Here is a 22,342-nt window from a genome sequence, read left to right as displayed (position 1 = left end):
ATTTCTTCTCTTCCATTTCCTTAAAGGGAGGGAATCATGTGAAAGAAATTCCTCTTCAGACCGAAGTCAAGCCAGCAAAAAAATTAAAGGCTGTGAGCCTTGCAAAGACCAGAAAGCGTTCCGATTATTTTTGGGCGTATCTGATGATTGCCCCGACGATGCTGGGGCTGGCTATTTTTTACCTGTGGCCAATCATCCAAAATTTTTACTTTAGTTTTACGGAATGGGGCTCTTTTGGCCAGTATGAGTGGACAGGGCTCGACAATTACAAGCGGATGCTTGAGGATGCCACGCTCCTGCAATCCTTTAAAAACACGAGCATCTATATAATCTTTACTGTGCCGATTGGAATCTTCCTATCTATTATTATAGCCGTTTTGTTAAACCAAAATATTAAGGGGAAATCGGTTTATCGGACGTTGTATTTTTTACCCGTGATTACCATGCCAGCAGCCATCGCCATGGTTTGGAAATGGCTGTATAACGCGGATTATGGGCTGCTCAACTATCTGTTATCATTAATCGGAATCAAAGGGCCGCAATGGGTCACCGATCCGCATATTGCCTTGTATTCGGTCATTGCCGTCGCGATTTGGAGTGGGATTGGCTATAACATGGTTATCTTCCTTTCCGGGCTGCAGGGAATTCCGAAAATGTACTATGAAGCAGCCGAAATCGATGGTGCCGGCCCAATCACGGTATTCTTTAAGATTACGCTGCCGCTGCTCTCACCTGTCATTTTCTTTGTGACCATCATGTCTCTCATCGGGGCGTTCCAGGTGTTTGACTTGATTTTCATGATGATTGGAAAAGGCAGTACGGCATTAGAAAGTACGCAGTCGATTGTGTATTTGTTCTACCAGCACGCCTTCGTCTTGAATGACAAGGGCTATGCGGCCGCGATTGCGGTTCTGCTGTTGGCTGTCATCCTAATTATTACCGCGATTCAAATGGTGTTACAGAAAAAGTGGGTTCATTATGATTAAAGGAAGTGGTACCATTGCAAAGAACAAAACAGTTTGTTACAAGTAAAACATTCCTTATCCATTTCATCCTGATTGTCGGAGCGGTGGCAATGGTAGCGCCTTTCTTGTGGATGATTCTCACCTCGTTAAAAACGTACCAAGAGTCCATTCATGTGCCCCCCGTTTTCATTCCTGAGGAGTTCCAATGGGGGAACTACAAAGAGGTATTTGGACTTCTGCCCTTTTTCAAATTTATGTATAATACGGTCATTATCACACTGCTTCGGACTGCCGGCCAGCTGTTTTTGTGTTCGCTTGCAGCCTATGCGTTTGCCCGGATTGAATTTCCCGGCAGAAATGTCCTGTTTTTGTTAGCGCTGACCGTGTTAATGGTACCGGGTCAAGTGTTTTTGCTGCCGCAATATATGATTATGGTAAAGTTAGGCTGGCTCAATACCCTGTCGGCTGTTGTTGTGCCAGGATTGTTTAGCGCTTTCGGAACCTTCCTGTTGCGTCAGTTCTTTATGGGGCTTCCAAAAGAGTTGGAGGAGGCGGCCCGGCTTGATGGCTGCAACCATTTCCAAATCTATTGGAAAATCATGCTGCCACTCGCCAAACCGGGGTTAATTGCACTGGGGATTTTCACGACGCTTTGGAGCTGGAACGAATTGATGTGGCCAATGATTGTTAATAGTTCGCCGGAATCGATGACATTATCAGTCGGCTTATCCTCCCTGCAAGGCCAATATTTGACCAATTATCCGATTCTCATGGCAGGCTCTTTCTTGGCAATTCTGCCAATGCTGATCCTGTTTATCTTCCTGCAAAGGCAGTTCATTGAAGGAATTGCCGTTACCGGTGGAAAATAAGAATTTGCTCGGAAGTTTTTTTATCTGTTGGGTTGACCCTACAAGTAAGGATGTTATAATAAAATTACAAAGTAAATGAACTCATAGCTTCAGTGTCTATGAGTTTTTCTTTAAATTAACTTGTACCAACAACCCATCCTTACATAAATTTTTTTACAGTCGAGGTGCTAAGTATGAAAAAAGCCATTGGCCTTGATATCGGCGGGACAAAGATTGCGGCGGGTATCATTTCGGAAAACGGTGAATTGTTAAAGCGCGCCGAAGTGAAAAGTGATCCTTCAGATAGAGAGCACATGTTTACTAGAGTTGTTGAAGCAGTCGAGCAGGTTCTGAACGGTTCTTCTTTTTTGATTACTGACATAGAAGGCATTGGTGTCGGCGTACCGGGCAAGGTGGACCGGGAGACCGGAATCGCTGTTTTTCAAAATAATCTGCCTTGGGCCCAATTTCCGGTCGCTGACCGCCTTAGGGAACAATTTGGACTCGAGCGAATTGAAATTGACAATGATGTCTATACGGCCGCCTTTGCCGAGTGGAAGGCGGCTGGTGGAAACAGAAATGAAACGTTTGTCTATGTAACCGTCAGCACGGGCATCTCCTGTGCCATTATCCATCAAGGTTCCTTTTTCAGAGGGGCGGGGTTTGCCGGTGAGTTTGGATTAATTCCAATTCTAGCAAATGTAGCTGGGCCGAAATTAGAGCGCCTGGAAAAAGCGGCAGCCGGGCCAGCCATTGCAAAATTGGCCGAAAAGGTACTGTCGGGGACCCTATCGACTAAGGAAGTTTTTGAACGTTATCAAGCGGGCGCGGCCGAGTACCAACCAATTATCGATGAAGTGACGAATCATTGGGCACAGGGCCTTTATTCGATTTCCTGTCTATTAGATCCGCATCAAATTGTGTTTGGCGGCAGCGTGATCGCCAAAAATCCTTTTTTACTTGAAATCATAAAAGAAAAACTAAAATCCTATCAAATTTCTGAACAGCAGCATGTATTAAAGCGGATGTCCGTCAGCACCATCAAGCAGGATAACGGCATCGTCGGAGCGGGCCTCAGGGTATTTGAAGAAAATTAGGGGAGTGTTGAGAATGTTTACGTTAAGTTTGGAAAAATTAAAGCCGTTAGGTGCAGAGATTACCACAGCGGAAATTAAACAGCAGCCTGAATTATGGGCAGAAACGTTTACACTTTATAATGAGAAAATTGAAAAAATCCAAGCATTTTTGCAAAACATAACAGAAAAGCATGGACGGGTTCGCGTCATTTTTACAGGGGCTGGAACTTCTGCTTATGTCGGCGACACCGTTACTCCATATTTAAAAGGAAAAGTCGATGAAAATCAGTGGGATGTGCAAAGTGTTCCAACGACAGCGATTGTGTCCAACCCTTATCAATTATTGAAAGCCGATATCCCGACATTGCTGGTTTCTTTTGCTAGAAGTGGCAACAGTCCGGAAAGTGTGGCGACCGTTGAGCTTGCACAGCAAATCGTCACGAATCTCTACCAAATCACGATTACCTGCTCAAAGGAAGGGCAACTGGCACAGCGGGCAGCAGGGGATGACGAGAATCTTCTATTATTAATGCCGGAGAAATCCAATGACCAAGGCTTTGCGATGACCGGAAGCTACACCTGTATGGCGCTAACTGCCCTGCTTATTTTCGATACATTGTCAGATGAAGAAAAGGGACAGATTGTTAAAACCATCCGCACTATGGGGGATAGTGTCATCAGCAGAGAAGCGGAAATCTCAGAAAAGCTTGCAGTTGATTTTGAACGGATTATTTATCTTGGTTCCGGCGGCTTTGAGGGCTTAGCACGAGAAGCTCAATTGAAAATTCTTGAATTAACCGCCGGGAAAATGGCCACCGCTTTTGATTCATCACTCGGATTCCGACACGGTCCGAAATCATTTGTGAATGATAAAGCTGTCATATTCACGTTTGTGTCCAACCAGCCTTACACCCGCCGGTACGATTTGGATATGTTGAATGAATTGAAGCAGGACCAGGTTGCGAGCCTCATTTGTGCGATCAGCGTCGACGGGGACAGCAATTATTCGGGTGACACTTTCTTATTTGACCGTGAGGCGGGCACTGTACCGGATGCTTATCTGTCACTGCCGTTTGTGATGGTTGGGCAGACAATCGCTCTGCTTGCTTCTATTAAAGTTGGAAATACACCGGATACCCCATCACCAAGCGGAACCGTCAACCGTGTGGTTAAAGGGGTAACGATTCACGAGTATAAAAATTAACAAGGATGTTATCCGCATCCATTATTCATAGAGGTGCAGGTATGGAGCTATTTATTTATGCAGATCAGTTTTTTCTTGAGGACGGGGTGGCAGGCCCTGGTTATCTGGAACTCAAAGAGGGCAAATTCTCCTATTACCATCATGAACTGCCGAATCCGTCTGCTACAGTCATCGATTATTCCGGCTATTGGATTGCTCCGGGTTTGGTTGATACGCATATTCATGGCTTCCAAAACCACGATGTCATGGACAATGACCCAGAGGGGTTAAAGGCAATTTCCGAGGGGCTGCTCTCGTGTGGTGTGACTTCGTTTTTGCCAACCACTCTGACCTCCTCTACGGAGGCATTGAACGATGTGGTCACGATAATTGGCGAACATTATTCGAGCGTTCCAGGAGCGAAAATCCGAGGAATCTTTTTAGAAGGTCCATTTTTTACAGAAAAACATAAAGGCGCTCAAAACACCAAATATTTCTGTGACCCATCAGTGGAAAAGCTGGAAACCTGGCAAGAAAAATCAAATCGTTTCATCAGAAAAATTGCCCTTGCTCCAGAACGGAATGGGGCACTGGAATTTATCGAACATGCTGTGAAGGATCAGGTAACGGTGGCGTTAGCCCATAGTGATGCCACCTATGAAGAGGCAAAACAGGCGGTTGAAAAGGGTGCATCGATCTTTGTTCATACCTTTAATGGCATGAGCGGCCTGCATCATCGTGAGCCGGGGATGGCAGGTGCGGCGATGACTCTGCCGGATGTGTTTGCGGAAGTTATTTGTGATGGTCACCATGTCCATCCTGCAGCCGCCCATATTTTAATGAATGCACGGGGCAGGAAGGAAACGGTTCTCGTTACTGATTGCATGATGGCAGGCGGGATGCCGGATGGCCGTTATCAGCTCGGTGAATTTCCAGTTGTAGTGAAAGGCGGGGCTGCCCGTTTGGAGAGCGGAAGCCTGGCGGGGAGTATTTTGCAATTAATCGAAGCTGTTAAAAATGTAGTGGATTGGGGGATTGCAACCCCGGAGGAAGCCATCTATATGGCGAGCACCGCACCTGCGAAAAGCATTCAGCTAGACGAGGAATGCGGCAAAATCGCCAATGGTCTTGCAGCCGATTTTATTGTGCTGACACCGGACCTGGAGCTTGCGGCGACGTATCTCGACGGTGTTTGCCGGTACAAGGCAGAAAACTTCACGCAGAAAGAGGGAGTTCGATGATTTTAACGGTCACGATGAACCCGTCCGTGGATATTTCTTACCCGATTCCTGAATTTAAGCTTGATGATGTAAACCGGGTCGCCGCCGTTAGAAAAACGGCAGGCGGCAAGGGGCTAAACGTCACCCGTGTCATCAAGCAGCTGGGCGAGGACGTTCTCGCGACAGGCGTGCTTGGAGGAACGATTGGCGAGTACATTGTTCAGGAATTGGAGAAAGCCGAGATTGAAAGCAAATTTTTAAAGATAAACCAAGAATCAAGAAACTGCATCGCGATTCTCCATGACGGCAAGCAGACGGAAATTTTGGAATCGGGACCGACCTTGACGAATGAAGACGGTTCTGCCTTTCTAGCAAAATATGAAACCCTTCTGCCCCAAGTTTCTATGGTTACCATCTCGGGCAGTTTACCGAAAGGTCTACCTTCTAGCTTTTACCGGCACATGGTCGAGATGGGTCGGGAAAAGGGTATTCCTGTCATTGTGGATACATCAGGGGAGTCGCTGCGGCAAGTTCTGTTACATAACGTAAAGCCATTTGCCATTAAGCCCAATATCACGGAGCTAACGCAGCTGCTCGACAGGGAAGTGGAACAAAGCATTAGCAGCCTGTCGCAGGCGTTAGAAGACGACATGTTTCAGGGAATCGAGTGGATTGTCGTATCCATGGGCGGGGAAGGTGCATTTGTTAAGCACAGTTCAGATTTTTACAGGGTTACCATCCCTCCGATTGATGTGGTGAATCCAGTTGGCTCCGGTGACGCAACGGTTGCCGGGCTTGCTGTGGCTTTGAAACACAAGCAGCCCGTCCCGGTGGTGCTGAAAACGGCAATGACCACGGGAATGTTAAATACGATGGAAGCAGCCACAGGCGATATTAATACTGCTCATTTCAGTCGATTTTTTGAATTGGTTCAAGTGGAAAAAATAGATTAATAGGGGTGATTGACCATGTTAAAGCTAACAAAAAATAAACAAGAAGCGCTTAAACGTTTGTCAGATGAAAATGGGATCATTGGTGCATTGGCGATTGACCAGCGCGGTTCCTTGAAGAAAATGATTGCCTCCGGTAGCAAAAGTCCTGTTGGCGATGAAGGTATCGTCCGCTTTAAGGAATTAGTTTCGCAGGAGCTGACACCCTATGCAACTTCGATTCTATTAGATCCGGAATATGGGCTTCCTGCAGCAAAAGTCCGTCATCCAGAAGCGGGCTTATTAGTGGCCTATGAAAAAACAGGCTACGATGCGACTGCTGTGGGCCGCTTGCCTGATTTATTGGCGGACTGGTCGGTACGGCGCCTGAAGGAAGCTGGAGCCGATGCAGTAAAATTCCTGCTGTATTACGATGTGGATGAAGATGAAAAAATTAATGAATATAAGCACGTTTATATGGAGCGTGTCGGCTCCGAGTGTGCGGCGGAGGATATTCCGTTTTTCCTTGAGATTGTTACCTACGATGCCCAAAACGATGATGTGAAAAGCTTGGAGTATGCGAAAGTGAAGCCGCATAAGGTGATTGAGGCGATGAGAGAATTCTCCAAGCCGCAGTACCAGGTGGACGTTTTGAAAGTAGAAGTGCCTGTTGATATGAACTTTGTTGAAGGGTATACAGATGGGGATGTCGCTTACTCGAAGGAAGAAGCAGCTGGCTATTTCAAGGAGCAAAGCGAAGCAACGGACCTTCCGTTTATCTTCTTAAGCGCCGGTGTAAGTGCCCAATTGTTCCAGGAAACATTGAAATTTGCCAAGGCATCCGGGTCCACCTTTAATGGTGTCTTATGCGGCCGGGCTACCTGGAAGAACGGTGTTGCTCCATTTGCCGAACAAGGTGAAGACGCAGGCCGTGCTTGGCTCCAGGGCACTGGCAGTAGAAATATCCTAGAACTGAACGCAGTCTTGAAAGAAACGGCCAGCTCTTGGTTTGAAAAGACCGCTCTAGGAATCTACCGCTAAATTAAAGATTCATAATATTTCATATTTAAAGCCGGGTTCGTCATGAATTCCGGCTTTTTGTCTATGGTTCGTGATGTTAGCCACAAACTTAATTTTTCTAAAGGTCCTAATCGATTAAACTCAGTACGGCTTCTTGTTTCCTTTAAAACCATACCGGTATTTAATTTACTACTAAATATTTTACTACTAAATATTTTAATGTTAAAATAAATTTCAAGAGGAGATGGATGACAATGTCTAATAGATTAGAAGGTAAAGTGGCTCTCATCACTGGAGGCGCCGGAGGTATAGGCAAAGGGATGGCAACGGCGTTCGTGAAAGAAGGCGCGAAAGTTGCAATCGTAGACCTAAATGGGGAATTAGGTCAGCAAGCCATTCAAGAATTACGTGAGTATCAGCCTGAATCGATTTTTATTGAAGCCAATCTTGCTGAACATGATAAGCTTGGAGTCATCATTAAGCAGGCTGTCGACCACTTTGGAAAGCTTGATATTTTGGTGAACAATGCCCATGCTTCAAGGCAGGCACCATTTGAACAAACAACCAAAGAAATGCTGGATCTTTCTTTTAACACAGGATTTTATCCAACCTTTTACCTGATGCAGGCTGCTTTGCCATATTTAAAAGAAACAAAGGGAAAAATCATTAACTTTGCGTCTGGTGCGGGAATTAATGGGGATGCGACTCAAGCATCTTATACGGCCGCAAAGGAAGCCATCCGTGCGATTTCCCGGGTTGCCGCAAATGAATTTGGTCCGTTTGGCATCAACGTCAACATCATCTCACCGATTGCCAACTCGCCTGGTGTCCAACAATGGGCGAAGGAACATCCTGATTATTACCAGGGTATGCTTTCAAGAATACCAATGAGAAGATTAGGGGAAGTTGAAAGTGACATTGGCAGAGTCGCTGTCTTTTTAGCTAGCGAGGATGCAAACTATATTACCGGACAGACCATTATGGTAGACGGCGGGGCAATTAAACTCGTCTAGGAGGATCCTTTGGAAAAAGATAATATTTTTAAACTTATTCATACAGTTGAACTATTTACAAATGAGGCAATTATCCGCTGGAACAAAGCTTTTCAGCATAATATCGGTATATCTCCCATTCTCGTATTGGCTGAACTAAAAGTGAAAGGGCCCCAAAAACAGACGGTATTGGCAGAAAAGCTAGGCTATACACCCGGGGCAATGACCAACATTGCAAATCGACTAATCAAGCTCGGTTTTGCGGAACGGAAATACAATGAAGAGGACCGGCGTACTGTGTTCTTATCCATTACAAAGGAAGGTACTGCTGTTCTCCGTGAGGCGCAGAAAAAGGGGCAGGAATTAAGAACTCAATTATTTCAGGTATTAACTGAAGAAGAGGTACAGCAATTTTTATCTATTCATGAAAAATTGCTGAAAAACTTCGAACATATTTAACAGCGTTATTTTTTAATCTTTATGTACAAAGGGGACGAGAAGATGAGAAGAGTGGAAGGAAAAGTTGCGTTAGTGACAGGCGGGGCTTCCGGAATTGGGCTGTCAGCCGCCACTTTGCTTGCAAGAGAAGGGGCAAAGGTAGTAATCGCTGACTTTAATGTTGAAGGTGCGAAAGAGGCAGCCGCAAAAATTAAGCAGCAAGGCGGGGAAGCAGCTGGTATTTTTCTTGATGCGGGGAACGAGGAATCGATTAAGGCTGCGGTTGATTTTACGGTAGAACATTACGGAACAATAACCGTCTTATTTAATAATGTTGGCCTGACAAATCTGCATAAAGATCTTGATGTTGTCAATATTGACTTGGATGAATGGGACCGGCTGATGAATGTGAATGCCAAAAGTGTTCTTTTGGGCAGTCGATTTGCGATACCGCATATGATTAAAGCAGGGGGCGGGTCGATCATTAACACAACCTCAATGGCCGCATTTGCCGGTGACTCCACCCGTTCGGCTTACGGTGCCTCAAAGGCAGCAGTTGCCAACCTGACTCGCTATATTGCAGCCCAATACGGAAAAGATGGGATACGTTGCAATGCAGTAGCACCAGGGTTAATTCTGACACCTGCCGCAAAGAATAATATGCCGCAGGAAGTGCTTGATATTTTTGCGAAATTTAACGCACTGCCGTACCATGGTGAAGCGGATGATATTGGTTACACGGTAGTGTTTCTTGCTTCAGATGAATCTAAATTTATTACCGGACAAACGATTCAAGTGGAAGGCGGGCACTATATGGCCAATCCAAGCATTGCTGATTTTAATCAATTTTTGGAGAAAGCACGTAATCAATAGGTTTGTGACGAAATCTTAAGGACCTGTGGAGGTCCTTTTTTCAATACAATAGTGGGTGTTTCATTAAGTTTCATTAACCTGGTGTTTAAATTAGTTGCCTATGCATTTCGGTCTCTATAAGATCTATAAGACCAAGTCATAGGATCTGATTTCTGAAAATATTGAATAATATAAAAGCCGATGGTACACTAAAAAATAACTAAATTTGTTAATAAAGCACCAAGACTTTTTCTCCACCTTTTGCACTTTCTATTTAAAGTCGAGGAGGTAATGATGTTAAATCATAATATTGCCAATCAAAACCGGAAGGATGGCAAGGGCGCCAGTCGACTGGCCGAACAGCTATCAGCGAAGATCGATAATTTTCTTATTCTTTGTGTCTATGAGCAGGAGCATAAATTGGAAGAAGACGAGTGGGGAGAAGTGAATCAATCAAACGGATCGCTTATGGGGATTCCACTTTTTACCAATGTTAATGGAAGCAGGTCATTTATTATTTGGGATCGAGTATATCAAGAGAGCGCACATGTCTTTAATAGCCTGCGGTTATTAGCAAGAAATCGATTAATACGATTAATTGCGGAAAATATAGTGACATTCCTGTTAACGAAGTACAAAAAGTTATCCCCTGTCTTCACCAATATTCTTAATGATAAGAGATTGAAAAATAGATCCATTCAATATATTGAAGATATCTTAAAGAGAGACACTTTTTTAGTGAATGATGAGGCATGGCAAAATTTCTGTAAATGGTTCAGAGTTCATTTGACTGAATGGGTATTGGAGGACATGGAACATTCACTAGGGAAAAACAAGTTAGTTACACTCGATAAAAAAGAATTAAATGAACTTTTCTATGAATATATTTCCAAGAATTTATCTAGTAATAATCAATTCCTCTTGCGATTTACTGATATTGTTAATGCTTATACATTTGACTGGGTTCAGAAGATTATCGACTTTTTAAATCTAGAAAATTACTCTGTCCAGCAAATTGAAGCAATGCTTTATTTAAAGGAAGACACGTCACATTTTGAGTTCCCAATGACTTCTCCGATCAACGAATTAACCTTTAATTTAGCGGTTCATGATTATATATACGTCATGAACAATTCACCATACCAATCTGTCCGCGAAGCATTTTATAAAATGTGTTTTCACCAAAATGAATCTGATTTATGGCCTACAACCGCTTTGGTAAAAGGCAGTTTAGAAGGAATTCTCCAAATTAAACCATTTAAAAAAGACCATTATCCGTTTAACAAAAACCACTCTATTGTCAAAGATACATGGAATGATGTCCAAGTTTTATCCGACTTGGAAGCTGATATATTTGACGCACTATGCACATTTTTCTTATCTATCGCTAAGCATACTGACGACATAGTGGAAATTCAATTAGATGACCTGTTAGCGATTAGAGGTTTAAAACCCAAATTAGGTGGTGAAGGCCGCCGCGGAGGGTACGAGGAAAAACAGAGACGACAAGTTTTGAAATCGCTCTCAATTATTCAAAAGCTTTGGATTGAATTGGAGAAGACGATCGTTTATGAAAAAGGGAAGCCTGTTGAGACAAAGCTGCAGGGAAGGGCGTTTGTTTTTGTTGATCAAAATCACAAGGAATTTCCAATAACAGAAGAATCTATAGAAAGAAAGATTAGATATAAAGTGGATCAAGTTTTTGCAAAGTACCTGTTTGGTTCTGGACGCCAAGTTGCACTTCTCCCATTAAAAGTATTGCATTATGATCCATATCGAAAAACTTGGGAAAAGCGGCTATTAAGATATTTAAGCTGGCGGTGGCGAATTCAGGCAAGGAAGGGTCATTTTCTACAACCGAATAAGATAAGCACATTGCTAGAGGCGATCGGTGTGAGAATAAATGAGCGGACGCCATCACGGACAAGGGAACGATTCGAAAAAGCATTGGACACTTTGCAGCAGGATGGTTTAATTGGAGCATGGTATTATGAAAAATGGGATGAGGCAATAGCAGAACAAAAAGGCTGGGGCCGGATCTGGATGAACGCAATGATTCTAATAGATCCACCTGAATTTATTAAGGAGCAATACCGTCCAATCAAGAGAAGTCAGCAAGGAAAGAGTATGAAGCATCCATCGAAAGAGTTGATCGGGGAAGTGGATGAAATAATCGGAGAGCGTTTCAGGGAGACCCGAGAAAAATATAATCTGCCATTGGCTGTTGTATCTGAGGAGCTGGAAATTTCAACTTCCTATTTAAGTAATATTGAACGAGGAAAAAAGATTCCATCTAAAAAAATACAAACAAAACTGTTGAATTGGCTGGAGCGATTTCAGTAAGCAAGGAATGACCTTATGCATAGAAAATGTGCATAAGGTTCTTTTTTGTTCAAAAAGCTGCTAAAAAAAGGTTTATCTCTTACCAATGTCGTGGTAGTTGTGAACGGTTGTCGTGATCATTGTGTACATAAAAAAATGCTGTTATTTTTTCAAGCTTGTCAGGTTCACCTTTTTTAGCATTTTTCCATTTTTATTTCGCCTAATAATTAAATAATATAAGATGATTTATTTTCTGAATTTTTAAAATCAATCATTTATGATAAGAAACAAGTTTTCAATTTTGAGATTGGGGTGGTAAACGCAATGAATGAAAACGCTTCCTATGAAAGTTTGGAGCCATTATTTTTTCCCCGTTCTGTCGCCGTATTAGGCGCATCAGAAAATCCTAATAAGCTTGGTCATATCCAAGTAAAGGCTTTATTAGATGGGAATTTTACAGGAGAAATTTATCCGATTAACCCGAGGTCATCAGAGATAGCTGGCTTGACATGTTACCCATCTTTAACAGAGGTCCCTGGATCGGTTGATTTAGCGATCTTCTGCGTTAGTGCCAATCAAGTTCAACAAAGCCTGGAGGATTGCGCCAAGAAAAGAGTAAAGGCCGGCATCATCTTTGCCTCAGGATATTCAGAAACGGGGGAAGAGGGAAAAAGGCAGCAAGCAATAATGGCGGAGATGGCCCGCAAGAACGGTATCCGCTTCATTGGCCCTAACTGCGTGGGCTTGGTCAACACCATTAACGGACTAGTCGGGACTTTTTCTCCAGGGGTTATGAGCCACCCCTTACAGGAGGAGCGGGCTGTAGGTTACGTTTCACAAAGCGGCGCCTTTGGCGTTCTTACGTATATGGCAGCAGCGCAGCATGGACTGACCTTTAATTATTTTGTGAGCGTGGGGAATGAAATGGATATAGAATTTGCGGATGTCGTCGAATACATGATTCATGATCCGAAGACTAAGGTGATCAGCGGTTATCTCGAAGGGGCGAAGGATCCAGCTAAATTGCGGCGCTTGGCAAAAGAAGCACTTAATTGCAATAAACCGATAATTGTTATGAAAACAGGGCGAAGTAACGCAGGAAGCCGGGCGGCAGCTTCTCATACCGGATCTCTTGCCGGCTCTGATCAAATCTACGATGCCTTTTTTAAACAAACAGGAATAGTCAGAGCGAATGACTATGAAGAAATCATTTCTTTTTCCAAGCTCTTCTTGTCAGGAAAACTTCCTACGGGACGCAATACTGTGATTATTACCAGCTCAGGTGGCAGAGGAATCAATGAAGCCGACCGCTGCGAAGCGAATGGGCTTCATATCCTCCCGCTTTGCGAAGAAACACAGAAGAAAATTAAACAGTGTATCCCGTCATTTGCTAGTGCATCTAACCCGATAGACCTGACTGCTGCCGCGTCGGTGACAAACCCTGAGTTATTTATTGCACCACTAAAAGCGCTTGTCGAGGATCCGGAGGTCGATAACATTATCTTCACAGAGTTCCCCATGTTTTGGGAAGCACATCATCCACTGCTAAAGGAATTTATCCAAACCTGCAAACACTCCGATAAATTCGTGCTCGTGACGACCTTCCCGTTACAAGGAATGTCGATTCCAAAAGCTGCACCAGAACTAGAGAGAAATGGCATTCCTGTGATACCAGGTGATTTGAATCCGATTAGTTCTCTCGCCAAACTTGTCGGATACAGTGACAAATACCGGAAGAATCAGCTGGCCAATACCCAGGAGAAAGCTTTTAAACAAGAGAGGCAGGATGCCAAACAATTATTGCATCATCTGCTAAAGCCGGGTGCCGCTCTAAGTGAATTTGAAGCCAGTAAATTGTTAGCGCAATACGACATTCCAACTGCAAAAAAGGCATTGGCGCAAACCTTAGAAGAAGCGGTTCAGCATGCTGATACAATCGGTTATCCGGTCGTCCTGAAGATTGATTCTAAAGACATCCCGCACAAAACGGAGGCAAATGGTATTCGGTTAAATATTGAAAACGAGCGGGAGCTGCAAAGCGCCTATGCTGATATTCTGCGCTCAGCCAAACTGTATAAATCAGACGCTGTGATAAACGGAGTATCTGTTCATGAAATGCTGCCAAAAGGCATTGAAGTCATTGTAGGCGTTACAAAGGATCCCGCCTTTGGACCGGTCATCATGTTTGGATTAGGCGGCATTTTTGTAGAGACATTTAAAGACATATCTTTCCGGGTTGCACCTATCACCAGACAGGATGCTGCCGAAATGATTGAGGAGATAAAGGCAAGGGCGATTCTTAAGGGAGTGCGGGGCCAGTCTCCAGCAGATCTGGATGCCATTATGGATGTGCTGTTGAATATCTCTGAGTTGATTATGGATGCGAATGGGTTGATCGAGGAATTGGATATTAATCCAATCATTGTCTATGAAAACGGCCTAAAAGCAGCGGATGCTTTAATCATCGCAAGTCATCCAGTTTTGGAACAATCAGAGGTTATGGGGTGAAATGATGGAATTAGATAACAGCATTATCGGATTAACAGGTCCAGCGTTTCTATTTGAGGTAGAGAAAAGACATATCCGTCAATTTGCACAAGCAATTGGGGACGATCATCCGCTTTATACAGATGAGGAGTATGCAGCAAAAACCCCTTATCGAGGAATTATTGCTCCCCCTACTTTTCCGATTGTCATCGGAGCTGAGGGAGAAGGAATTTCTCTAGATTTGGATCCAAAAAGAATGCTGCATGGTGAGCAGGAATTCATATATCATCGGCCGATTCGTCCCGGGGACCGGCTCATTTGTCAGATGAAGGTGGCAGATTTATATGAAAGGGAAGGGAAAAGCGGCAAAATGCAATTTTTAGTCCTGGACACAGAAATTGCCGATGAAAGCGGAAATATGGTTGTCGTTAGCCGGATGAATATTATTTATCGTCCCAAACTGCAGCAGGCTTAAAAAGCTGAGCTTTTGAGCAAAAGGGATAATTCAACAGTCTGTTTATCAGGAAGGAGGAGAAGAAGTTGTTAAAATACGAAGATTTGCAGCAGGGACAGGAGCTTCAGCCATTGGTTAAACCGCCTGTTACCAAGGTGCAGTTAGTGAAATATGCTGGGGCTTCAGGGGACTTTAACCCGCTTCATACGGATGATGAATTTGCCCAAAGTATCGGAATGCCGGGAGTGATTGCCCACGGTATGCTCATCATGGGGTTTTTAGGTGAATATGTAAACAGTCTGGCCGGTACTAGTGCAGAATTAGCCAATTTGCGGATGAGATTTGGCAGCATAACACAACCGGGTGACAAAATTACTTGTTCGGCAGTCGTTCAAGAGCTCTATGAAAAAGACGGGAAACAGTTTGCAAACCTGGAGCTAAAAGCACAAAAAAGTGCTCAGCAAGTCGTTGGTTCAGGACAGGCTATTTTACAGTTTTTTTAAAAAGAAAAGGGGTGTTTTATCGTGGCAAGTATTAAAGAACGCTATGCCATTGTTGGGGTAGGAGAGAGTGAGAGGTCAAAAAATTCCGGAACCACTCCCTTGCATCTGTCTTTGGATGCAGCAAGGGCGGCCATTAATGATGCCGGTCTTACCGCTAAAGATATTGATGGGTTTATGAGCTACAGTGAAAACGATTCTTGTACCTCCCATCAATTAGCAACTTATTTAGGGGTTCGTCCCAAATATGTAAAGGACATCCTTGGCGGTGGAAGCAGTACGGAAATGCTGATCGCAGATGCCATCGGGTTAATTGAAACAGGGCAGGCCAATACAGTTCTCATTTATCGTTCCATGAACGGCCGCTCCGGCGTCAGAATGGGAGGCGGAGGCTGGGATGTAAATATGCTCCAACATGCGATTGACGGAGGCAGCTTTATCATTCCATATGGAGCAGGAAGTCCTAGTCAATGGTTTGGATTATTTGCCACCCGCCATATGTATGAAACCGGCCTTACAAAGGAACATCTAGGTCATGTGTGTGTAAGTTTTTACGAGCATGCGCAGCGAAATCCGAAGGCCTTTTTCTATGGGAAACCATTGACGATGGAGGAATATAAACAGACTCCGCCTCTCAGTTATCCATTTAACAAACATGATTTTTGTTTGGAATCAGATGAGGCAAACGCTATTATCGTGACCACGGCTGATCGGGCGAAAGGCTGTAAATCTAGGCCTGTTTATATTATGGGGATTGCGGCCAGACAATGTGTGTCACATGCTCATTACTGGACCAATTTGTCGGAGGTAGCTGCTGATTATGTCGCCCCTGAAGTGTTCAAAATGGCCGGTGTAAAGCCGGAAGACCTGCATGTTGCCTCTATTTATGATTGTTATAGCTGGGTGGTGCTGCGGCAGCTGGAGGCTTACGGAATCGCTCCCCGCGGAGAAGTGGGTGACTTTGTAGCAGAGGGAAACCTAAGAATGGGAGGCAAGCTGCCGAGTAATACTGCCGGAGGCATGCTTTCGGAAGGATATACACATGGGATGAATAATGTGTTGGAAATTGTCCGTCAAATCCGTCACGAATATAAGGGAACGGATCGCCAAGTAGAAAATTGCGAAATTGGGCTATGCACCGGCTGGGCGGGACCTGATATTGCAGGTGCTATGATTCTAAGAAACTAGGAGGGAAAATGATGGATAATCAAAAACCAATTCCACTAAAAAATCAGGATAATCAGCCCTATTGGGATGGAGCAGATCGTCATGAGTTAATCATCCAAAAATGTGAAAGCTGCCAGAATTATTCACATCCACCTGGTCCAGCGTGTGCAAAATGTGGAAGCACTGAACTCAGCTGGGAAAACTTTGGTGGTGATGTAAAAGGGACGGTTTACTCGTACGTCATCTCTTACCGGCCGTTCCTGCCGGGATTCCAAGATTCCCTGCCGCTTGTCATTGCGATTGTTGAGCTTGAGAAGGCACCAGCTGTAAAGATTATCGGAAACGTCCTGGAGTGTAATCCAGAAGATGTCCGAATTGGAATGAGTGTCAGTATGACATGGCGGGACATCACGAATGAGCGTGCCTTGCCACAATGGATTCCCGCATAATAAGGGACGTTTAATAGAGTTGAAGGGAGGAGAAAGGGAATGGATTTTTCATTTACAGAACAGGAAGAAGCATTTCGCATGGAGCTAAGAACATGGCTCGAGGAAAATTTACCGGATGGCTGGCTGGAGGGAAATAGGGAGCTGCCTGAGGAGTTAGGGGAGTATTCTAAGTTTCTTAGAGATTGGCAGAAAAAATTATATGAAGGCGGCTGGGCTGCGATTGCCTGGCCGGAAAAATATGGGGGAAGAGATGCAAGTTTAATTGAGGAAATTATTTATCAGCAGGAAATGGTTCGGGTGAAGGCCCCGCCGCTGGTGAATTATGTTGGAATTCATATGGTTGCGCCAACCTTAATGCAGATAGGGACAGAAGAACAAAGAGAAGCCTATATCCCGAAAATCCTTACTGGCGAAGAGGTATGGTGTCAGGGCTATTCAGAGCCTAATGCGGGGTCGGACTTAACGGCCATTCAAACAACTGCTGTAAAAGAGGGAGAAAAATGGATCATTAACGGTCAAAAGGTCTGGACGAGTTTTGGACATTTAGCCGATCGCTGTTTTCTTCTGGCCCGTACAAGCAAAGGGGAAAAGAAGCACAAAGGGATTACCGTTTTCCTTTTAGATATGCATCAGCCAGGAGTCGAGACACGGCCGATTATCCAGATGGATGGAAAACACGATTTTAATGAAGTGTATTTAAATGACGCCGTTGCCTATGATGCCGATATCATCGGGGAAGTCGATGAAGGCTGGAAGGTAATGATTGCCTTGCTTATGCATGAAAGGACGGGGATTGGGGCACAGGTATTTACACTTGAGCAGCAATTTCAAGATTTAGTCTTCTTAACAAAAGAATTACAGGAAGAAGGCCGTCCGTTAATTAAAAGTCCTTTTGTCAGGAAGACGATGGTAGATTTATATACCCGTTCACGAGGTTCGCTATTAAATTATTATCGTAACTTAACAAAAACAATCAAGAACGGTCATCCCGGTCCAGAAGGGTCGATGGATAAGCTTCAGGTCAGTGAATTGACAAAGGAACTGTTTGCCCAATCTATATCCATTCAAGGGCACCGGGGGATGTTATGGAAAGAGGATGCTGTCTACGGGGATTCCTATTGGCAGGAAACTTATCTATATTCGTTCGGAATGACCATCGGCGGCGGAACAAGCGAGGTTCAAAGAAACACCATTGCAGAACGGATACTTGGATTGCCAAAAGATATGGGACGTTAGTGATTATGGAGGTGAAGATGAATGGATTTTTCATTAAATGAGGAACAAGAAGTATTTGGCACATATGTACGAAAGTATTTAGCTGATAAAGGACAAACAAAAATTGCCCGCCAGTTTATGAATGGTGATGTAGATTACTATCAATCTATCTTTTCAGGGTTAGTGGAATTAGGCTGCGCGTCCATTAATATTTCCGAAGAGTATGGTGGAATGGGACTTGGGGCATTGGATCTTGTCCCAGTCCTTGAGGAGTGGGGACGCAGTGTTATGCCTGGCCTATATCTAGAAACCAATGCATTTGCTGTGCCAATCCTTGAAAAATATGGAACAGAAGAGCAGAAGAAAAGATATCTTCCAGCGATTGCGGAAGGTTCCCATACCTTTTCGATTGCCTGGCTTGAGCCGGAAAGCAGCTGGCATCCCTCTGAAATCAGGATGACTGCTGTGTTAGAAGGTGAGGATATCGTTTTAAATGGAATGAAGACTTTAATACCAGATGCTGAGCTTGCAGATAGCTTCATTCTTATTGTTCGAACTGCAAATGAAGGAGGCAAAGACGGAATCTCACTTGTCATCCTTGATCGTACTGAGCAGTTCGAAATTCGCAGACAGAAGAATATTGATGAGTCACGCCAGCTCGGAGAAATAAAGCTTGATAACGTAAGGGCAGGGCGAGAACAGCTGCTAGGGCCGCTGCATCAGGGCTGGGATATTCTCGAGGAAGGATTACTCGCTATTAATGCGGCACTAGCCTCGGTGATGGTGGGGGGAATCGAGAAGATAGTGGAAATGGCTGCCGAATACGCAAAAATCAGAGTTCAATTTGGTCAGCCGATTGGCCGGTTCCAGGCCATCAAGCATCGAATCGCGGATATGAAAGTAGATCTTGAGACTGCAAGATCATTAGCGTATTATGCCAACTGGGCACTGGAGAATCAAGCTGAAGATCGTGTTCAAGCGATTGCAGGTGCCCGTCTTTTTGCGGCAGAAGCATTTAATCGGGCAGCTGGGCAAAATGTGCAGATACATGGAGGAATTGGATTTACAGAAGAAATAGATTGTCATTTATATGTCAAGCGGGCGCGTTTTTATGAACATTACCTTGGCGGCACCCACTATTACTATGAGAAAGCTGCGGCTGCGTTAGGGTGGTAAAAGGGAATATTAGTAGTTTAAAAGGGGTGAACCAATTTGGAGACAGCCAATAAGATTCGGGAATTTAATAATCTCATAAATGGAAAAATACAGCCTGCTGCATTGGGAGAAACACTCGATAGTGTAAATCCTGCAGATGGCAGGGAATGGGCAAGAATTCCCCTGAGCACGGTGGAGGATGTAAAGGAAGCAATTTCAGCTGCTAGGAAGGCTTTTGGGAAGTGGGCTTCGGTTTCCGCAATGGAACGAGCCGCATTCCTAAGACAAATCGGTGATTGTCTTTTGAGCCATGCAGAGGAGTTAGCCATGCTTGAAACGAACGACAGCGGCTGGGTAATCCGCGAAACTAGCTATGGATTAATTCCGGTGTTAAGGAGTATATGGTATGATGCCGCACAGTCAGCTTCGATTGCAAGCCGGGGCGAGACCATTCCATTAAGCCCGCAAACTTTTGGCTATACACTAAGGGAGCCATTAGGCATCGTTGTTGGAATTCTGCCATGGAATTCACCGCTGTTCACTTTTACCATCAAAGCGGCATATGCACTTGCAGCCGGAAATGCCGTGATTATCAAACCATCTGAATTTGCCTCGGTGTCCTGCTTGCGCTATGGTGAGATACTGAATGAGATTCTTCCCGCCGGGATCTTAAATGTGGTTTCCGGGGACGGACTAATAGGGGAAGCGTTGGTCAGCCATCCTGATGTCAATCGGGTATCTCTTACGGGGTCAGGCAACACTGCGAAGGCCATTGTCCGTTCAACCGCTCAAGCACCAAAGCCGCTTACATTTGAATTAGGCGGGAAGTCGCCTAATATTGTTTTTGCAGATGCAGATTTGAAAAAAGCGGCTGAAGGAGTGACCATCAATGGGATATATACAGGAAACGCAGGCCAGCTTTGTGTGGGAGGGTCACGAATTCTAATTCAGCAATCGGTATTTGAGGAAATGATTTCATTAATGACAGAAGTGGTAAAGAAAAATACCGTACTTGGAGATCCAATGGATCCACTTACAACCATGGGGCCAATCGCCAATGAAGCTCAATATAACAAGGTAAGGAGCTTTATTGAATTAGGAAAACAAGAAGGTGGAGAAATCATCTTCGGCGGGCGCTCAGGCGGTGGGACTATCTTGCCGAATGAACCCCAATTTGCTAACGGGTATTGGATAGAGCCAACTTTGATTCGTGTCGGGCATAATTCTCTACGCATTTGCCAAGAAGAGATTTTTGGCCCTGTTGCAACTGTTATGACTTTTGAAACGGAGGAGGAAGCTCTGGCAATTGCCAATGATACCAGTTTTGGTTTAGGAGCAGGCGTTTGGACATCAAATTTAGATCGTGCACACAGGATGATCAGAAAATTAGAATCAGGGAATGTATGGGTAAATACGTATCGCCATGTTGGTCCGGAATTGCCATTTGGGGGAGTAAAAGACAGCGGTTTTGGAACTGATTCCATTCTTGAAAACACAAGGGAAAAAACGTGTGTCATTCAGCTAGGGTAATCATGAGGGGCGGCTTTTGCCGTCTCTTTTACTCGGTTTGGTCAGGATAAATTCCAGTTTTTCTATATACGGAGGGGTAAATAATGGGGGAAAAATCAGTGCGCAGGTCTTTTCATTTCTTATGTCTGGGAATTCTGCTAATCGTATTTGCGGAAGCAACACATATACCGGCCTATCCTAAAATGCTTGAACACTTCCAATTGGGAGCGGGATATTCCGTATATATGCAGCTTGGGTTTGCTTTAGGTTTAACGGGATTTCAGCCGTTAATGGGATGGCTGTCTGACACATTTGGACAGAAAATTGTTATTTTGTTCGGAGCAGCTTTACTCGCGATTGGTTCCCTGTTAATTGCCGCTGCTCCCGCGTTCTGGGTTTTGGTCGTAGGGTTGTTTTTGAAAGGATTTTCAGGGGCCGCAGTGATTCCCGCTGGTGTTTCCTTCGTAGGAAAATACTTCACCCATGAGCAGCGCGGAAAAACAATGGGGATTTATGGATTTTATACGGTTATCGGAGGTCTGGCAGGACCGCTGTTAAGCGGAATCTTTGTTGATCAGCTTGGCTGGAACTCTATCTTTTTCCTTTGCAGTCTATTGGGCGTCATTACTTTATTACTATTTGCTTTTGGAGTGCCGGATGTAAAAGGAACCAAATCTTCCTCTTTTGATTTTTTAGGAGTATTGTTCGTCTTTTTGTTATTAGGAGGTCTTCTGACCGTACCAACATTTATTAATAATTATGGAATTTCCTCGTGGATGTGGGTTCCTGCCCTTGCTGTTTCGGTCGTGTCGTTCATTTTATTGCTTGTTGTTGAGAAAAGACAGAAGAAGCCGCTGCTCGATATCCAATATGCAAAGACCAGAAACTTTTGGGCTCCCTCCGTTATTGCTGTTATTATGTACATGTCCTTCAGCAGCGTGATGTATGTTTTAACCTTCTTCGTACAGAGTGTACAAGGGAAGTCTTCGATGGTTGTCGGCATGCTGCAATTCCCGCTTTTTTTAACAATGGCATTAGCTAATATCGTGAGTGGCCGGTTAATCAGTAAAATCTCAACCCGCAGGTTAATTGGTTCAAGCATTGTAGTGCTGGTAGCCGGGGTAGGCATGTTATCAATGGCTAAAGTGGATACCTCGTTCCTCTATCTATTCATTTCTATGAGTTTAATTGGTGCCTCTATTGGTACGGTAGGCCCTGTCGTTAAATCTGTGATTGTTTCAAAAGCAAGTCCATCCCGCCTTGGGGTCGTATCTTTTACTTATATTACAATAGAAAATGTTGCTTCACGTGTCGGGGCCTCTTTTGCCTTGGTTACCTTTGCTCTTTTTTCAGCAGGAGGACACGCGGTAGGTGCTCTGTCTAGTACGGCTTTGTTATTGACCATTTTTACAGCTGCCTCTTTACTTTTCCTCGTCTTTATACCTAAAAAAATTGCAGGAAATCAGCAGGAAACAGAGGCGTTGGAGGGTAATGCTGAAGGAACTGAAACTATTTCAGTATAATCTTGACTAATGTAAATTAATTGTCTCTAAGAGTAAAG

At 44.2% G+C, this 22,342-nt stretch carries 20 protein-coding genes; all 20 read left to right on the top strand.

The window, feature by feature from the left end; genetic code table 11:
• The first annotated feature begins 47 nt into the window (after nucleotides 1-47).
• The 20 genes from V5M37_RS26250 (at nucleotide 48) to V5M37_RS26155 (ending at nucleotide 22,304) form a co-directional block, all read left to right on the top strand.
• Complete coding sequence (locus V5M37_RS26250; protein ID WP_423802689.1) at nucleotides 48-986, top strand: carbohydrate ABC transporter permease; 939 nt, start codon at nucleotides 48-50, stop codon at nucleotides 984-986.
• An 89-nt stretch (nucleotides 987-1,075) separates the two neighbouring features.
• Nucleotides 1,076-1,834, top strand: a complete 759-nt coding sequence (locus V5M37_RS26245) for a carbohydrate ABC transporter permease (RefSeq protein WP_423802688.1) — start codon at nucleotides 1,076-1,078, stop codon at nucleotides 1,832-1,834.
• Between the two features lie 173 nt (nucleotides 1,835-2,007).
• Nucleotides 2,008-2,910, top strand: a complete 903-nt coding sequence (locus V5M37_RS26240) for an ROK family protein (protein ID WP_423799819.1) — start codon at nucleotides 2,008-2,010, stop codon at nucleotides 2,908-2,910.
• A gap of 13 nt (nucleotides 2,911-2,923) precedes the next feature.
• Nucleotides 2,924-4,093 carry an SIS domain-containing protein gene (locus V5M37_RS26235; protein ID WP_423799818.1) on the top strand — a complete coding sequence of 390 codons (1,170 nt, stop codon included), beginning with the start codon at nucleotides 2,924-2,926 and terminating at the stop codon, nucleotides 4,091-4,093.
• A gap of 41 nt (nucleotides 4,094-4,134) precedes the next feature.
• Complete coding sequence (gene nagA, locus V5M37_RS26230; RefSeq protein WP_423799817.1) at nucleotides 4,135-5,313, top strand: N-acetylglucosamine-6-phosphate deacetylase; 1,179 nt, start codon at nucleotides 4,135-4,137, stop codon at nucleotides 5,311-5,313.
• The gene (gene lacC / locus V5M37_RS26225; RefSeq protein ID WP_423799816.1) at nucleotides 5,310-6,245 is read left to right on the top strand and encodes a tagatose-6-phosphate kinase; all 936 of its coding nucleotides are present in this window, start codon (nucleotides 5,310-5,312) and stop codon (nucleotides 6,243-6,245) included. Before nagA ends, lacC begins: the two co-directional genes overlap by 4 nt.
• 15 nt (nucleotides 6,246-6,260) lie before the next feature.
• On the top strand, nucleotides 6,261-7,262 hold the full coding sequence (gene lacD / locus V5M37_RS26220; RefSeq protein WP_423799815.1) for a tagatose-bisphosphate aldolase: 1,002 nt from the start codon (nucleotides 6,261-6,263) through the stop codon (nucleotides 7,260-7,262).
• Nucleotides 7,263-7,495: 233 nt separating this feature from the next.
• Nucleotides 7,496-8,254 (top strand): SDR family NAD(P)-dependent oxidoreductase, encoded by a 759-nt coding sequence (locus V5M37_RS26215; protein WP_423799814.1) that lies wholly within the window; start codon nucleotides 7,496-7,498, stop codon nucleotides 8,252-8,254.
• A gap of 9 nt (nucleotides 8,255-8,263) precedes the next feature.
• Entirely contained in the window at nucleotides 8,264-8,692 is a 429-nt protein-coding gene (locus tag V5M37_RS26210; protein ID WP_423799813.1) for a MarR family winged helix-turn-helix transcriptional regulator, read from the top strand.
• A gap of 42 nt (nucleotides 8,693-8,734) precedes the next feature.
• The gene (locus V5M37_RS26205; RefSeq protein ID WP_423799812.1) at nucleotides 8,735-9,544 is read left to right on the top strand and encodes an SDR family NAD(P)-dependent oxidoreductase; all 810 of its coding nucleotides are present in this window, start codon (nucleotides 8,735-8,737) and stop codon (nucleotides 9,542-9,544) included.
• A 273-nt stretch (nucleotides 9,545-9,817) separates the two neighbouring features.
• A complete protein-coding gene (locus V5M37_RS26200; protein WP_423799811.1) occupies nucleotides 9,818-11,866 on the top strand; it encodes a helix-turn-helix domain-containing protein in 2,049 nt (682 codons plus the stop codon).
• Between the two features lie 303 nt (nucleotides 11,867-12,169).
• On the top strand, nucleotides 12,170-14,353 hold the full coding sequence (locus V5M37_RS26195; protein ID WP_423799810.1) for an acetate--CoA ligase family protein: 2,184 nt from the start codon (nucleotides 12,170-12,172) through the stop codon (nucleotides 14,351-14,353).
• A gap of 4 nt (nucleotides 14,354-14,357) precedes the next feature.
• Nucleotides 14,358-14,807 carry a MaoC family dehydratase N-terminal domain-containing protein gene (locus V5M37_RS26190; RefSeq protein ID WP_423799809.1) on the top strand — a complete coding sequence of 150 codons (450 nt, stop codon included), beginning with the start codon at nucleotides 14,358-14,360 and terminating at the stop codon, nucleotides 14,805-14,807.
• Nucleotides 14,808-14,872: 65 nt separating this feature from the next.
• Entirely contained in the window at nucleotides 14,873-15,289 is a 417-nt protein-coding gene (locus V5M37_RS26185) for a MaoC/PaaZ C-terminal domain-containing protein (protein WP_423799808.1), read from the top strand.
• A gap of 21 nt (nucleotides 15,290-15,310) precedes the next feature.
• The gene (locus V5M37_RS26180) at nucleotides 15,311-16,474 is read left to right on the top strand and encodes a thiolase C-terminal domain-containing protein (RefSeq protein WP_423799807.1); all 1,164 of its coding nucleotides are present in this window, start codon (nucleotides 15,311-15,313) and stop codon (nucleotides 16,472-16,474) included.
• Between the two features lie 11 nt (nucleotides 16,475-16,485).
• Nucleotides 16,486-16,902 (top strand): Zn-ribbon domain-containing OB-fold protein, encoded by a 417-nt coding sequence (locus V5M37_RS26175; protein WP_423799806.1) that lies wholly within the window; start codon nucleotides 16,486-16,488, stop codon nucleotides 16,900-16,902.
• A 39-nt stretch (nucleotides 16,903-16,941) separates the two neighbouring features.
• Complete coding sequence (locus tag V5M37_RS26170; protein ID WP_423799805.1) at nucleotides 16,942-18,138, top strand: acyl-CoA dehydrogenase family protein; 1,197 nt, start codon at nucleotides 16,942-16,944, stop codon at nucleotides 18,136-18,138.
• 21 nt (nucleotides 18,139-18,159) lie between these two features.
• A complete protein-coding gene (locus V5M37_RS26165; protein ID WP_423799804.1) occupies nucleotides 18,160-19,293 on the top strand; it encodes an acyl-CoA dehydrogenase family protein in 1,134 nt (377 codons plus the stop codon).
• Between the two features lie 36 nt (nucleotides 19,294-19,329).
• Entirely contained in the window at nucleotides 19,330-20,802 is a 1,473-nt protein-coding gene (locus tag V5M37_RS26160) for an aldehyde dehydrogenase family protein (protein ID WP_423799803.1), read from the top strand.
• A gap of 83 nt (nucleotides 20,803-20,885) precedes the next feature.
• Entirely contained in the window at nucleotides 20,886-22,304 is a 1,419-nt protein-coding gene (locus tag V5M37_RS26155; RefSeq protein WP_423799802.1) for an MFS transporter, read from the top strand.
• Nucleotides 22,305-22,342 lie beyond the last annotated feature (38 nt).

The organism is Neobacillus sp. SAB-20_R2A, from assembly GCF_049568635.1.
Taxonomy (GTDB): domain Bacteria; phylum Bacillota; class Bacilli; order Bacillales; family Cytobacillaceae; genus Neobacillus; species Neobacillus citreus.
Note: the sequence above shows the minus strand (reverse complement) of the source record. Positions and strands in the feature narration are given on the sequence as shown.

Excerpts from the sequence above, each read along its gene's own strand:
- V5M37_RS26240 (WP_423799819.1), top strand. The coding sequence starts at position 2,008 with ATGAAAAAAGCCATTGGCCTTGATATCGGCGGGACAAAGATTGCGGCG.
- V5M37_RS26190 (WP_423799809.1), top strand. The coding sequence starts at position 14,358 with ATGGAATTAGATAACAGCATTATCGGATTAACAGGTCCAGCGTTTCTA.
- V5M37_RS26215 (WP_423799814.1), top strand. The coding sequence starts at position 7,496 with ATGTCTAATAGATTAGAAGGTAAAGTGGCTCTCATCACTGGAGGCGCC.
- V5M37_RS26235 (WP_423799818.1), top strand. The coding sequence starts at position 2,924 with ATGTTTACGTTAAGTTTGGAAAAATTAAAGCCGTTAGGTGCAGAGATT.
- lacD (WP_423799815.1), top strand. The coding sequence starts at position 6,261 with ATGTTAAAGCTAACAAAAAATAAACAAGAAGCGCTTAAACGTTTGTCA.
- V5M37_RS26155 (WP_423799802.1), top strand. The coding sequence starts at position 20,886 with ATGGGGGAAAAATCAGTGCGCAGGTCTTTTCATTTCTTATGTCTGGGA.
- nagA (WP_423799817.1), top strand. The coding sequence starts at position 4,135 with ATGGAGCTATTTATTTATGCAGATCAGTTTTTTCTTGAGGACGGGGTG.
- V5M37_RS26200 (WP_423799811.1), top strand. The coding sequence starts at position 9,818 with ATGTTAAATCATAATATTGCCAATCAAAACCGGAAGGATGGCAAGGGC.
- V5M37_RS26175 (WP_423799806.1), top strand. The coding sequence starts at position 16,486 with ATGGATAATCAAAAACCAATTCCACTAAAAAATCAGGATAATCAGCCC.
- V5M37_RS26165 (WP_423799804.1), top strand. The coding sequence starts at position 18,160 with ATGGATTTTTCATTAAATGAGGAACAAGAAGTATTTGGCACATATGTA.
- V5M37_RS26195 (WP_423799810.1), top strand. The coding sequence starts at position 12,170 with ATGAATGAAAACGCTTCCTATGAAAGTTTGGAGCCATTATTTTTTCCC.
- V5M37_RS26205 (WP_423799812.1), top strand. The coding sequence starts at position 8,735 with ATGAGAAGAGTGGAAGGAAAAGTTGCGTTAGTGACAGGCGGGGCTTCC.
- lacC (WP_423799816.1), top strand. The coding sequence starts at position 5,310 with ATGATTTTAACGGTCACGATGAACCCGTCCGTGGATATTTCTTACCCG.
- V5M37_RS26245 (WP_423802688.1), top strand. The coding sequence starts at position 1,076 with ATGGTAGCGCCTTTCTTGTGGATGATTCTCACCTCGTTAAAAACGTAC.
- V5M37_RS26170 (WP_423799805.1), top strand. The coding sequence starts at position 16,942 with ATGGATTTTTCATTTACAGAACAGGAAGAAGCATTTCGCATGGAGCTA.